The 12,885-nt window shown below is 43.2% G+C and carries 16 protein-coding genes and 1 pseudogene; 10 read left to right on the forward strand and 7 right to left on the reverse strand.

Annotated features, from left to right (window positions below; all coding sequences use genetic code 11):
- Positions 1-22: 22 nt before the first annotated feature.
- Positions 23-2,233, reverse strand: coding sequence for a catalase/peroxidase HPI (gene katG, locus DH10bf12_RS06030; RefSeq protein ID WP_471737618.1), 2,211 nt, complete (start codon positions 2,231-2,233; stop codon positions 23-25).
- A gap of 243 nt (positions 2,234-2,476) precedes the next feature.
- Here katG and DH10bf12_RS06035 point away from each other — a divergent pair, with 243 nt between their 5' ends.
- The gene (locus tag DH10bf12_RS06035; RefSeq protein ID WP_471737619.1) at positions 2,477-2,707 is read left to right on the forward strand and encodes a hypothetical protein; all 231 of its coding nucleotides are present in this window, start codon (positions 2,477-2,479) and stop codon (positions 2,705-2,707) included.
- A 45-nt stretch (positions 2,708-2,752) separates the two neighbouring features.
- On the opposite strand, the gene trhO is transcribed toward DH10bf12_RS06035, so the two are convergent.
- On the reverse strand, positions 2,753-3,712 hold the full coding sequence (trhO, locus tag DH10bf12_RS06040; protein WP_471737620.1) for an oxygen-dependent tRNA uridine(34) hydroxylase TrhO: 960 nt from the start codon (positions 3,710-3,712) through the stop codon (positions 2,753-2,755).
- Between the two features lie 389 nt (positions 3,713-4,101).
- Between trhO and DH10bf12_RS06045 the strand changes: the two genes are divergently transcribed.
- Complete coding sequence (locus DH10bf12_RS06045; protein WP_471737621.1) at positions 4,102-4,884, forward strand: MBL fold metallo-hydrolase; 783 nt, start codon at positions 4,102-4,104, stop codon at positions 4,882-4,884.
- A gap of 272 nt (positions 4,885-5,156) precedes the next feature.
- Here DH10bf12_RS06045 and DH10bf12_RS06050 read toward each other — a convergent pair whose 3' ends face one another.
- Together DH10bf12_RS06050 and DH10bf12_RS06055 are read right to left on the reverse strand one after the other, a co-directional pair.
- Complete coding sequence (locus DH10bf12_RS06050; RefSeq protein WP_471737622.1) at positions 5,157-6,737, reverse strand: glutathione ABC transporter substrate-binding protein; 1,581 nt, start codon at positions 6,735-6,737, stop codon at positions 5,157-5,159.
- A 193-nt stretch (positions 6,738-6,930) separates the two neighbouring features.
- Positions 6,931-7,677, reverse strand: coding sequence for a hypothetical protein (locus DH10bf12_RS06055; RefSeq protein ID WP_471737623.1), 747 nt, complete (start codon positions 7,675-7,677; stop codon positions 6,931-6,933).
- A gap of 132 nt (positions 7,678-7,809) precedes the next feature.
- Between DH10bf12_RS06055 and DH10bf12_RS06060 the strand changes: the two genes are divergently transcribed.
- A complete protein-coding gene (locus DH10bf12_RS06060) occupies positions 7,810-8,397 on the forward strand; it encodes a class I SAM-dependent methyltransferase (protein WP_471737624.1) in 588 nt (195 codons plus the stop codon).
- 72 nt (positions 8,398-8,469) lie between these two features.
- Here DH10bf12_RS06060 and DH10bf12_RS06065 read toward each other — a convergent pair.
- Positions 8,470-8,607, reverse strand: a pseudogene (locus DH10bf12_RS06065) (RNA polymerase sigma factor); the annotation flags it as partial.
- A gap of 188 nt (positions 8,608-8,795) precedes the next feature.
- Between DH10bf12_RS06065 and DH10bf12_RS06070 the strand changes: the two are divergent.
- The 3 genes from DH10bf12_RS06070 (at position 8,796) to DH10bf12_RS06080 (ending at position 10,298) form a co-directional block, all read left to right on the forward strand.
- Entirely contained in the window at positions 8,796-9,197 is a 402-nt protein-coding gene (locus tag DH10bf12_RS06070) for an RDD family protein (RefSeq protein WP_471737625.1), read from the forward strand.
- A 30-nt stretch (positions 9,198-9,227) separates the two neighbouring features.
- Positions 9,228-9,680, forward strand: coding sequence for a hypothetical protein (locus DH10bf12_RS06075; protein ID WP_471737626.1), 453 nt, complete (start codon positions 9,228-9,230; stop codon positions 9,678-9,680).
- Positions 9,681-9,782: 102 nt separating this feature from the next.
- Positions 9,783-10,298 (forward strand): DinB family protein, encoded by a 516-nt coding sequence (locus DH10bf12_RS06080; RefSeq protein WP_471737627.1) that lies wholly within the window; start codon positions 9,783-9,785, stop codon positions 10,296-10,298.
- A 178-nt stretch (positions 10,299-10,476) separates the two neighbouring features.
- Here DH10bf12_RS06080 and DH10bf12_RS06085 read toward each other — a convergent pair whose 3' ends face one another.
- Both DH10bf12_RS06085 and DH10bf12_RS06090 read right to left on the reverse strand, forming a co-directional pair.
- On the reverse strand, positions 10,477-10,956 hold the full coding sequence (locus tag DH10bf12_RS06085) for a hypothetical protein (protein WP_471737628.1): 480 nt from the start codon (positions 10,954-10,956) through the stop codon (positions 10,477-10,479).
- Positions 10,953-11,138 (reverse strand): hypothetical protein, encoded by a 186-nt coding sequence (locus tag DH10bf12_RS06090; protein WP_471737629.1) that lies wholly within the window; start codon positions 11,136-11,138, stop codon positions 10,953-10,955. The genes DH10bf12_RS06085 and DH10bf12_RS06090 overlap by 4 nt, the downstream gene beginning before the upstream one ends.
- A gap of 109 nt (positions 11,139-11,247) precedes the next feature.
- Here DH10bf12_RS06090 and DH10bf12_RS06095 point away from each other — a divergent pair, with 109 nt between their 5' ends.
- From DH10bf12_RS06095 to DH10bf12_RS06110, 4 genes are read left to right on the forward strand one after another with little or no spacing between them, the layout of a single operon-like run.
- Positions 11,248-11,397: a hypothetical protein gene (locus tag DH10bf12_RS06095; protein ID WP_471737630.1), complete on the forward strand. Its 150-nt coding sequence runs from the start codon at positions 11,248-11,250 to the stop codon at positions 11,395-11,397.
- Between the two features lie 17 nt (positions 11,398-11,414).
- Complete coding sequence (locus DH10bf12_RS06100) at positions 11,415-11,624, forward strand: DUF6440 family protein (protein WP_471737631.1); 210 nt, start codon at positions 11,415-11,417, stop codon at positions 11,622-11,624.
- Positions 11,625-11,644: 20 nt separating this feature from the next.
- Entirely contained in the window at positions 11,645-12,061 is a 417-nt protein-coding gene (locus DH10bf12_RS06105; protein WP_471737632.1) for a hypothetical protein, read from the forward strand.
- Entirely contained in the window at positions 12,058-12,846 is a 789-nt protein-coding gene (locus DH10bf12_RS06110; protein WP_471737633.1) for a putative hydro-lyase, read from the forward strand. Before DH10bf12_RS06105 ends, DH10bf12_RS06110 begins: the two co-directional genes overlap by 4 nt.
- The last annotated feature ends 39 nt before the right edge of the window (positions 12,847-12,885 follow it).

A 12,885-nucleotide genomic window follows, 5' to 3' on the forward strand; every position in this document is an offset into this window, starting at 1 on the left:
CCTTCCGGATCTCAGATAATTCTTATTTCAAGTCAAAACGGTCAGCGTTCATCACCTTCACCCATGCTGCAGCGAAGTCACGTACGAATTTCTCTTTGTTGTCTTCTTGTGCATAAACTTCTGCATATGCGCGAAGGATTGAGTTAGAACCGAATACAAGATCGAAGCGTGTCGCTGTGCGTAACACGTTGCCAGTCTTGCGGTCGCGGCCTTCAAACAGGTTGAAGCCAACTTCTTTCCACTCCACGTTCATATCAAGCAGGTTCACGAAGAAGTCGTTTGATAATACGCCTTCACGGTCTGTGAATACACCGTGCTTTGTATCGCCGTGATTTGCACCAAGTACGCGCAGACCACCGATCAGTGCAGTCATTTCAGGACCAGTCAGACCAAGAAGCTGTGCTTTGTCTACAAGCATTTCTTCAGGGCTTAGTGTATATTCCTTCTGCTGATAGTTACGGAAGCCGTCTGATTCAGGCTCAAGAACGTCAAAGCTTTCAGCGTCAGTTTGTTCAGCTGTTGCATCTCCACGTCCAGGTGAGAACAGTACATCTGTGTGTACGCCTGCATCTTTAGCGGCTTTTTCAACTGCTGCTGTACCACCAAGTACGATCAGGTCAGCAAGGCTGACTTTCTTATCAAGTCCGCTCTGGATACCTTCATATACTGATAGTACTTTCTGAAGCTGTTCAGGCTCGTTTGCTTCCCAGTTCTTCTGTGGCTCAAGACGGATACGTGCTCCGTTTGCACCGCCGCGGAAGTCAGATCCACGATACGTGCTTGCTGAAGCCCATGCTGTTTTCACAAGCTCACTTACAGTCAGGCCTGAATCCAGGATTTTAGCTTTCAGATCAGCAACTTCACTGTCAGACAGTTCATAATCCACTGTTGGTACCGGATCCTGCCAGATCAGTTCTTCCTGTGGTACTTCAGGTCCAAGGTAACGTTCTTTTGGTCCCATATCACGGTGAAGAAGCTTGAACCATGCACGTGCGAATGCATCAGCGAACTCGTCCGGGTTCTGGTGATAGCGGCGTGAAATTTTTTCGTAATCAGGATCCATACGAAGTGCCATATCAGCTGTTGTCATCATTGTTTCAACTTTAATTGAAGCATCCTCAGCATCAGGTGCAAGGTCTTCATCCTTCGGGTTTACAGGCTTCCACTGATTAGCACCTGAGCGGCTCTTTGTCAGTTCCCACTCGTATCCAAACAGCAGGTCATAGTATCCGTTATCCCATTGAGTCGGGTTAGATGTCCATGCTCCGTCAACACCACTAGTGATTGTGTCGCGGCCTTTTCCGCTGCCATGAGAGCTCTTCCAGCCTAGACCCTGCTCTTCAAGACCTGTTGCTTCCGGTGCTGGTCCGACTTTTTCAGGATCTCCGGCACCGTGTGATTTACCGAATGTGTGTCCACCGGCAACAAGTGCTACAGTTTCTTCATCATTCATACCCATACGGCCGAATGTTTCACGGATATCGCGTGCACTTGCAAGCGGATCCGGGTTGCCGTTAGGACCTTCAGGGTTTACATAGATCAGACCCATTTGAACGGCAGCAAGCGGATTTTCAAGCTCGCGGTCGCCTGAATAACGGTTATCTTCTAACCATTCTTTTTCATGACCCCAATACGTATCTTCTTCAGGGTGCCATACGTCTGCGCGTCCACCTGCGAAGCCGAACGTTTTCAGACCCATAGATTCAAGTGCTACGTTACCTGTCAGTACAAGTAAGTCAGCCCAGGAGATCTTGTTACCGTATTTCTGCTTGATTGGCCATAGAAGACGGCGCGCTTTATCAAGATTTGCGTTATCCGGCCAGCTGTTCAGTGGTGCAAAACGCTGCTGCCCGGTTGAGCTTCCTCCGCGTCCGTCGCCAGTACGATACGTACCAGCTGCGTGCCATGACATACGGATAAATAGGGGACCATAGTGTCCGTAGTCAGCCGGCCACCAGTCCTGGCTGTCAGTCATTAATGTATGAAGGTCTTTTTTCAATGCAGCATAATCAAGCTTTTTGAATTCTTCTGTATAGTTGAAGTCTTCACCTAGCGGGTTTGTCTTTTTGTCATGCTGATGAAGAATATTTACGTTTAGTTGATTTGGCCACCAGTCTTTGTTCGTGGTACCAACTTTTGCAGTCGTGATTGCACTTTCCTCACTTGATTTCTGACCAGTGAACGGGCACTGTTCAGCACCTGCTTTACTGTGGTTCATTTCGTTGTTATCCATTAATGTTATTCCCCTTTCTTTTATGAAAAATAAGTAGTAAATAACGAATTTGGTACATCATAAAACAGAGAATGATTTTGTAACCATTCTCAGATTATAATTATAATAAATTACTGACAAAAGTGAAAGCTAAAACACTTGGAAACTTTTAAAAGGAAATTATTTCAATTTAACTCACTCGTATGCTACAATTGTATAGTAAATTCAGATAATAATCACGAGATAACTAGAGAGGAGAGTGAAATGAGTAAAAAGCAGAGGTACCTCATTAGTATTGTACTCGGACTGATTACTGGCATATTTATTGTGCCAATTGTGCTTGAATGGCTGGGCTTTTCACTGGCTGAGTTTTTTAATCAGACCTTTGGGGAACCGGGCATGATTAGCTGGGTGATAGGAGCAGTTGTATTAGTTGTTCTGACGTATTTTGTTGGAAGGTCATTTATCAGAAATTACAGATCAATTGAAGAATAATATAAAAAAGCTGCAGAGAAAAATCTCTGCAGCTTTCACATGTTCTTATTGTTTCGCAGTCAACTCTTCTTCAAGTACTGCAAGACGCTTTTCAACTTCTTCGCCAGTCAGACCCATGCGGATGCTGTAACGGTTGCGAATATTCTTCGCGCACTCAATAGAGCAGCCGCCAAGATATTTCTCTTCGTTCTCTTCATGTGCAAGGATCTGTTTGTTGCAATCAGGGTTTGAGCAATTGATGTAACGCTCACATGGTGTGCCGTCGAAGTGATCGCGACCGACAACTGTGTGCTCAACCTGGTTGATCGGAACAGTCAGGCGCTCGTCAAATACATACATTTGACCGTCCCAAAGCTGACCCTTTACTTCAGGATCTTTACCGTATGTTGCAATCCCGCCATGAAGCTGTGCAGCATTCTCAAAGCCTTCTTTTACTAACCAGCCGGAGAACTTCTCGCAGCGGATTCCGCCTGTACAATACGTAAGCACGCGCTTACCTTCAAGCATGTGACGGTTTTCTCTTACCCAGTTTGGCAGGTCACGGAATGTTTCAACATCCGGTCGGATTGCGCCGCGGAAGTGACCCACATCATACTCATATGTGTTACGCGCATCAAGAACAATTGTGTCCTCACGCTGCATTTCTTCATAAAATTCCTTTGGTGACAGATAACGGCCTGTTAATTCGTTTGGATTAATGTCATCCTCAAGACTCAAATTCACAAGCTCAGGACGAGGGCGCACATGCATTTTTTTAAATGTGTGATCTTCTACCTCATCAATTTTAAATACAATTCCTTCGAATAAAGGATCATTTTTCATTGCTTCCATATAAGCATCTGTCTGCTCGATTGTACCTGAGCAAGTTCCATTGATGCCTTCATGTGCGACAAGAATACGGCCCTTCAGACCAAGTTCCTTACAGAAATCTAAGTGCTCTGCAGCAACTGCTTCAGGGTCTTCGATCTTTGTATAGTGATAATAAAGTAATACTCTATAGTCCATTTTTTCTTCCACCTATCATATTATTTTGCAGGAATAACCTGATGGCGCAGAGTTGTTCAAAACTCTCCATCAGATATTATAACAGAGGTATGTACCTTTAAGGAAGAGGGAATCAATGTTTCTCATGTGCATGTTGGGGACGGAGGTTGGAGGACCATAGAATATGCACATGATGGATAGATTTGAATGAACTGACAAGATTCCATACCCTTTTTCTAAAGGTGCCACGGATCGTATATGAAATCATCAAAATTTTTATGCAGCCTCAGCGTTTAAAGGAGACTTCAGGGGGGGTGTCATTACCACTTACAAGTATGGGAATTGTAAAATTAATTCATAATAGAAATAAGGTGAAAAAAGATGGAAATTAATATAGAGGAGGGTTCCTCATGCTCACAGATGACTGGTATACAGTCCAGAGAATTGACGCATGCACTTATGCAATCAGCGAATACGGTCATTGGGAAAGGGTTCATTCGTTTCTGCTGATTGGTGAAAAGAAGGCTGTTTTGATTGATACAGGACTGGGCATTGATGACATTAAGAGAGTTACAGATCAGCTTACGGAATTGCCTATTTATGTCGTGACCACTCATGTGCATATTGATCATATCGGCTGTCACGGTGCATTTGAACATATATACGTTCATAAAGCGGATCAGAGATGGCTGGCTAAAGGAATTGATGGACTTTCAATTGAGCAGGTAAGGAAAGGAATCAGAAAAGAAATTACCAGACCGGTACCGCCATCTTTTGACCCTGAAACGTATGAGCCTTTTACCGGTGAGCCGACTGGTCTGCTTGAGGATGGAGATGTCATGGATCTGGGGAACAGAAAGCTGCAGATCATTCATACACCAGGGCATTCGCCGGGACATATTTCCGTTTTGGATGAAACGAACGGCTATTTATTTACAGGTGATATTTTATATGATGAGACACCTGTGTATGCTTTTTATCCATCCACTGATCCTGAAGCGCTTATTGAATCGTGGGAAAAGATTGCCGCGCTAAAAGGAATAAAGAAGGTGTTTGGCTCCCATAATTCTGTCGGGTTGGAGCCGGAAATTCTGATCGAAGCGAAAAACGCCGCAGTATTCCTGCGGGAGCATGACCTCGCAAGGTTTGGAACGGGGATTCATACTTTCAATGGATTTAGTGTGAAGTTTTGAGTTTTAGGGATGCTGCTCTGGGAGAGAGGATTGGATCAGCTTTAGCGATATATCCTGCACCTTTTTGAATATATCTTACACCTTTTCGTTTATTCGAACGAGGCCCGTTCATACAGTAGAGATTCCCTCACGTTTACGTATGATTCGATCAGCTTCATGGTTTATTCCGTCACCTTTCTTTTTATTCTCAGCTTCCGTCCCGTCCACCTCTATAGAAACAGAGAAAAAGCCCGGAGCATATCATGATACGCTCCAAGCTTTCATCGACCTTATTACTCTATAATCTCTACATCCTTCAGCTGATACAACCCGCTCGCATTCATCCAGAATCCTTCCACTTCATCCAGATGTCCTGCCAGGTAAGTCTGGTGCTGCAGGTAAATGGCAGGGGACAGCTCGATCAGACGGTCTTGTGCATCTGCATAAAGCTGTTCCTGTACTGCTTCATCTGTTGTCTGGCGAGCATTATCGAGATAGCTGTCCAGCTGTTCATCCTGAATCATAAAGCGGTTGCCGGCAGCGCCAATCTGTGATGAATGGAACAGTGGGTATAAGCCAGTATCGGCATTGGCATTTTGATTTGACCAGCCGAGAATGAACATCTCGTGCAAGCCTTCCCCGGTCTGTTCAAGGTAAGCACCCCATTCAAGTACTTCCACTTCAACATTTACCCCAATGGCACTCAGCGCATCCTGCGTAGCGACTGCGATATCCATACGCTGCGGATTATCATTCGTCCAGATTGTTGTGTCAAAACCGTCTTCATAGCCCGCTTCAGCTAATAGTTCCTGAGCTTCTTCAACGTTGTATTCAAGTCCCGGAAGGTCAGCTGCATTAGGGATGACTGGAGCAAGAGGACCTGTTGCGACTTCACCGTATCCGTCGTAAATCCCATTAATGATTTCTTCTTTATTAATCGCCATTGATACGGCCTGTCTTACTTTTGGATCGTCAAAAGGCTCTTTTTCAGTATTGAAACCGATATAGTTCAGACCCACACTATCCTGTGTTGCAAGTGAGGCGCCTTCCATCTGCTCAACGCGTGCCGCTTCGTTTGGTGCAAGTGGATCAATGATGTGGGCATAGCCTGTTTCAAGGTTGGCTACACGTGTTCCGCCTTCAGGTACGATCTGAAATACAAATGAATCATACGCAACTTCGCCGTCCCAGTAATCTTCATTTTTCACAAGCGTCATTTCCTCACCAGGTGACCAGCTTTCAAATTCAAGGAACCCTGTACCGACTGGATTTTCACTGATGTATGCTCCTGGTTCGCCGCCATTTTCAATTTCCTCGTAGTCAGCTGCGATGGCTGCAGGGCTGATAATGGATCCACCCATATTGGTCAGGTTGGCAAGGAGCGGTGCGAATGGATATTTCAGATTAAAACGCACTGTGTATTCATCTACGACTTCAACGTTATCAACCATTTCAAATTGAACGGCACGCGGTGATGCAATGTCCTCATCAAGAATGCGGTCAAAGTTTGCTTTTACAGCTTCAGCGTTAAATGGTTCCCCGTCGTGAAATGTAATGCCTTCGCGCAGCTTGAACTCCCAGGTCACGTCATCTACTGATTTCCAGTCTTCAGCGAGCTGCGGCTGTATTTCGCTGTTTTCATCAAGTGTAAACAGTTTTTCATATACCTGAACCTGCATATTCGCAGACGGAATATCATTTGTCATATGAACATCCATTGAAACAGCGTCAGACATCGTTGCAAGGATGATCTCATCAGCGCTCACTCCTTCAGATGATCCCTCTGAAGAGCTGCTCTCATCACTTCCACCCGCACAGGCACTAAGCAGTAAAAAGGTTGATAAAGCCGAAACCCCAAGTATACTTTTCTTCAAAACAATGACCCCCTATATGTAATCTTTAGATTTACGAAAATTTAGATTATTGAAATTATAGAGGGATGAATGAATAAAAATCAATAGATTCTGAATATTATTATTTCGTTTTTCGAATAAAAGTGAATAAGTTTTATGGGAATGCTAGATTTTGTATGATCCATCATACTAATTACTATTTCGGTTTAGTGTGTTAAAGAGTCCGGGTTTCACTTTTCCAAGGCTCTTCTTCTGATAAAGAATATTTTTCAACCAACAGTAGTGACATATAAATTTTCAACCAGTCTTGAAAAGGATCAGGCTCTTTTTCACATTCAAAATAAAAATGCTTCAGTGTAAGAAGGATATCTTTTGTAGCGGCTGCATCGAATTCATACATCGCAGCAGGAAGGTGAAGATGATTGGAAAAAGGGAACAGAATAGCTGAAATAACAGATCCAGTCTGTGGAAGTGAATGGTTCTTATCGGGGAGCATCATTTTAAATGTTTTTTTATTTTTGGCGTTAACGAGATAGCAGGTAGAAGGACTACTATCTTCTGCCACATAATAAAATCCGGGGACAACTTTTTGTGCTAAATGAAGCCATGAAACAAACAGAGGATGGTCTTTGAAGAAGACGGAATGCTCATATTGAAATTCTGTGAAGATATTATAAGAGGGGTTTTTACTCGCATCATTGAGTAGCCGCCACCAGTAAAATAACTGTGCTGCGTCCTTCTCTTTTTCAGGGTGGGCTTCACACGTCCTGGCAAACTTCAGAAAATCGAGGTACATGCCGGCGACTGATTTCTTCATAACATGTTCGTTCAGCTTATTAAAAACGTGGGTGAAAAATTGATTGTGCAGCTCTTTTGAAAGAGGACAGGACGTTCTGAAAAGGCTGCTGTCAGCTCTCGCCTGTTCAAACAGAATAGCGTTGTGATCGGTGGATTGTTTCATTGAATAACCTCGCTTTATCGTAATCCTTTTAAAAAAGGTCAAGTGGATGATTCTACCTGGATGTTGGATAATCCTGCTAAATCGTGAAATAATATATTTATTGATTTTAAAACAACGAAAAGGGTGATAGCGATGGGAAGACTGTTTTCGTCAATATATGATATTGCAATGACACCTTTTGAAAAAGCGGGATTTCAGAAAGTGAGAAAAAATCTGCTCGGCCATGTAAAAGGAAATGTACTCGAAATTGGGTTTGGTACAGGCGCTAACTTTCCTTTTTACCGGGATGCGAGCTACGTGGAAGCGATTGAACCTAATTCTGAGATGATTGAGCAGGCTTCAGCGAAGATCAAGAAGGCGTCTGTTCCGATCCAGACCTATCAGGCAAAAGCAGAACATCTGCCATTTCCGGATCAGTCCTTCGATGCAATCACCGGCACACTCGTCTTTTGCACAAAACCTGATCCTGTTAAGGCTTTGGAGGAAATAAAAAGAGTAAGCAAGCCTGGTGCGACCTTTCACTTTTTTGAACACGTAAAAGTCGATCATCAAACTGCAGCCAAAGCGCAGGAGCTCCTTACGCCAGCATGGAAAGCAGTGTGCGACGGCTGTCACCTGGATCGTCCGACCATTCAGCTTTTCGAAGAGGCGGGTTTTAAGGTGGAGAAGGTGAAGCGGTATGGTGGCGGGGTGTTTGTGGTTTTTGAGGGGAAGGTTTGATACAGAGGGACGGAGGTATGTGTATCGAAATGGTTTAATATTCCATGCTGATACAGCAGCCTCCGATTTTTGATAAAAAGTCACAAACACTTCCTGTACAATATCCTCTGCAGACTGCCAGCTCTTCACGTACATATAAGCGAGGCGAATTAAATACTCACCGTGTGCATTCATATAAGCCCTTAGTTCTTCCTCGCTCATCTTTTCCATTGGTCAGCCCCCTCTTCTCTACTTAATAGACATAACTTTTCAATCATCGGTTTCAATTAGTAAGAAGTTATTTGAGCAGTAAATGATTCGTGTATACTAAAAATACCAGATATTCCATTGATTCAAGGAACTTTTATGATAAATAAACGTATAAGCATGAAGTAGAAATTTTAAAGGGGGTAATCAGCATGAATCCTTCATATGGAGGCTTCTGGAGAAGATTTGTTGCGTTTATGATTGATGGGATCATCATAGTTCCGCCTTTCATGCTTCTTTCATATCTTATCTATGGAACGACAGACTTCGAGAATATAAGAGCCATTTATTTACCTTTTGGTGTGATCAGCACTGCTTATTTTGTCTTGTTTCCGATTACCCGGCTCCAGGCTACTCCAGGTAAAGCCATATTAAAAATGAAAATCACCAACCGGCAATTTGAAAAGATCACTTTCTGGCAGTCATTCGGACGTTACTTTGCAAGTGTGTTATCCCATATGATTTTGTTTATCGGATATTTTATGATCGGCTTCACGCCTAAAAAAAGGGCCCTGCATGATTTTCTGGCTAATACGTTAGTGACTAAAAAGTAGTTTCTTTCAACATTTTGAGGAGGAAAACGGATGAAAGTAATCAGGGGTTTTAGCTTTTTAGCAATTGCTATTGTGATATTCTTCGCTGGTTATTTCACACACAAACTAACAAACGAAACTGTTCAGGAAGTTTCAAGCGAAGTTCAATTCGGCTACCAGAGTCCTGAGCAGCCAGATCAAATACAAGTCAAGCGGTCCTATACAAATGTCGAAGATCAAAACATTGTTGATAATATCATGATGATTCTGATGCATAAAAAACCTTCCGGCGAAGTGATGGATGTTGATCAGCCAGATATGTATATCAATGTTCTTAGTCCCAAACAACACACAGGCCTGGTTGATTCAAGAATCTGGTTTACTGAGTCCGGTGCTGTCATTGGAGACCGTGTAGGCGAAAGCTGGGATCAGGTGGAGTATTTTGAAGTGAACGAACAGGCTGCGGATTATTTGAAGGAGCAGGGTGGATTTGAGGAGATGTGATACGTAGGGGCGGAGGTGTTTGTATCAAAATGGGTTAATATTCCAAAATGATACAACAACCTCCGTCCTTGCTGTATAACTCATATAAAAGGAGGAACTTCCATGACAAAACCACAACTATCAATCCAAACATTATCTGGCTACTCACCGGATATTGGGCGGCAGATCTGGTGCCTGGAGGATGTGCGGGAAACGCTTTTTTCTAAGATCAGCGATTTAACGCAGGAAGAACTGGATGGTGAGATTGAAGGTCTTCATTCAATTGGCACGCTTTTATATCATATTGCGGCTGTTGAAGCGGGATGGCTGTATGGAGAAGTATTGTGCAGGGACTGGGATGAGGAGATTGAAGCGTTGTTCCCAAAAGAAAGCTGGGAGGATGGCAGGCTTGTACATTTTAAGGCTGAATCAATTGAACAGCATATTCACCGTCTGCAAAAGGTTAGGGATACACTTTGCTTTCACTTTAAAAAGATGACTGAAATTGACTGGCGAACTTCCCGCGAGGTAGAGGATTACCATGTGACGCCAGAGTGGGTGATTCATCACCTAATAGAACACGAAGCGCGGCACAGTGGACAGGTTTTTCAAGTTAAGCGTTTGTTGAGAGAAAAATGAGAGTAGGGAGTAAGCGTTAACGTTTTGCAACGGAACCACTTACTCCTCAATGGAAAGCCAAATCCCCGAAATCGTGTCATCATCCTGACTCCATAAAGTAAGCGAGATATCATGTTCCCGATCTACATATAATGCTCTTGCTTTAGCAAGTTTGTCCCCGGTCTGTAAGTCGGCCAGATTAAAGAGGCTTTTCATTTGTCAAAAGAAAAAAGTAATACCCCGCATCCTGATAAGCCTGCTGGTATTCAAAAATGTTTGAAGCAGTTATGTACATTGCAATCCCAATCATGGCACCAATGACAAATGTGAGCGGACTGCTGCGTTCTTTTTTGTGTCTAGTAAAGAAAACAAGACTGACAAAAAGTGCAATCACAAAATAAGACCCGGCAATGAGTGCGGTTGAAAAAGTATCAGACATCTTATAAATCATTTCTCTATACTCAGCTAAATTTCTTTCGTTCGCCGCGTTTTCATTTACTTCTACAGGTTCTCCTGAATGCGAGATGGTCCATACAAGTGACTGTTTTTGTTCGCTATGAACGTATGAAAAGGCATAACCGCCAGCCTCTTTCTGTTCCGTGACCTGCTCTGTCTCAGCAGTATAAACAGGAACAATAAAAAGAAGTAATCCAATCATCAGGCTGATCAACCATTTCATTTCTGAACCTCCTGCTTCTCCCGTTTCTCTCTTCCTTTATAGATAAAGTACATACTGCCCATTAACAGGACTAATCCCGCTCCATGCATGATATTGTTACCTAAAGTACCGAAACTGTTTACAGTAAGATTCATCAGAAAAATCCCTATAAGGGCAATAAAAAATCCAAACGCAATTTTCATCTAATTCCTCCTGACATGTTACCTGATTCTATTGTAATGGAACGATAAAGGGAATGAAATACCAGTTATGGAAGGTGTGATAAGATGGGATAAAGGGAGTGTGAGGTAAGTGCTCAGGTTCATTGATGATCTGGCAGGTGCAATCGCTGACTTGTTTAAAATCATATTTACTGGTTTTTGCTACCTACTTGCAGGTGCACTCATTGTTGGCCTGCCATTATATGCAATCAGTTTTATCTTTCACTGGACGGCTGGTTAATTCAAAGGAGGATATTCATGCTATTCAAAAAAAGTAATAAAGAAATAGAAGTTGAACGATTTGAAGTTAAATCGGTACAAAACATTCCTTCCCTTGGAAGAGTAACTATACTTGTCGATCGTGACACAGGTGTTCATTACATGCATACATGGGTTGGAACAGGAAGTGGGATTACACCATTGCTTGATGAAAATGGAGAGGTAGTTGTAGAAAAATCATTTCGCTAAAAATTAAAAGGAGTGAGCAGATGTTAAAATTTCCTGGGTTTTTAATCACAGCTATGCTGATATTGTCAGGGTGTACAGGCGCTGAAGAATCGCAGAGTACTGATGAACTTCAGGAAGTCATCGTAAAATCAGAGAATGATGAAATTTTAGCTGAAACAACTGACTTCGAAAAAGCAGAAATTCTTTATGAAGAGGATACAGGGCTGATGCAGCTTGAAATGTATATGAAAAATCAGCAGATGATGGAAGAGATATTTGCTGAGCGGATGGGGCAGGAAATACACTTCTATTATGGTGATGAGCTGATCAGTTCGCCAAATCTACTTGTGCCAATCGAGGGTGAGAGCTTCACGCTTGCAGGAGATTTTGATGAAGAAACCGCAGAAAAGATCGTGAAAGCAATTGAACAGCAGATAGAATCGGAGGATCAGGAATGACCATCTCAGAACTTACACCAGCACAAGCAAGAGAAATGATCAGAAAAGGGGAATGGACGAAACCGACTTCAGGTATGGCGAACGGTTACATTCAGACGAACTTAGCAGTGTTGCCAAAAGAACTGGCATTTGAATTTCTGCTATTCTGTCAGCGGAACCCGAAAGCCTGTCCGATTATTGATGTGGTTGAAGAGGGCTCAGCCATTGCTGCGCTTGCCGCTCCTGACAGTAACGTAAAAACAGATATTCCGAAATACCGGATTTACCGTGACGGAAAGTTTACGGAAGAACGCAACGAAGTAACAGATATCTGGACAGATGATATGGTCGGATTTCTCATTGGGTGCAGCTTCACGTTTGAAGAAGCGTTGCTGAAAAATGGGATTCCAATCAGACATATTGAAGAAGGCTGTAATGTGCCGATGTATAAAACATCGATTGCGTGTACGAAAGCAGGGCGCTTTGAAGGGCCGACAGTTGTCAGTATGCGTCCGATGACTGAGCAGCAGGCGATCAGGGCAGTTCAGGTCACCAGCCGCTTTCCATCTGTACACGGGGCACCTGTTCACATTGGAGACCCGTCTAAAATTGGTATTCACGACCTCAGTCAGCCGGATTTTGGAGATGCCGTTACTGTAAAAGATGGAGAAGTACCTGTATTCTGGGCGTGCGGAGTGACCCCGCAGGCAGTAGCGATGCAGGTGAAGCCGAGTCTGATGATCACCCATGCACCAGGCCATATGCTGATTACCGATATGAAGAACGATGAGTTTTCCATTCTCTAGCTGCATGAACACTCTGAAAAAGCCCGGCATAAGATAGGT

The sequence above is a fragment of the Jeotgalibacillus sp. 10bf12 genome (genome assembly GCF_055597105.1).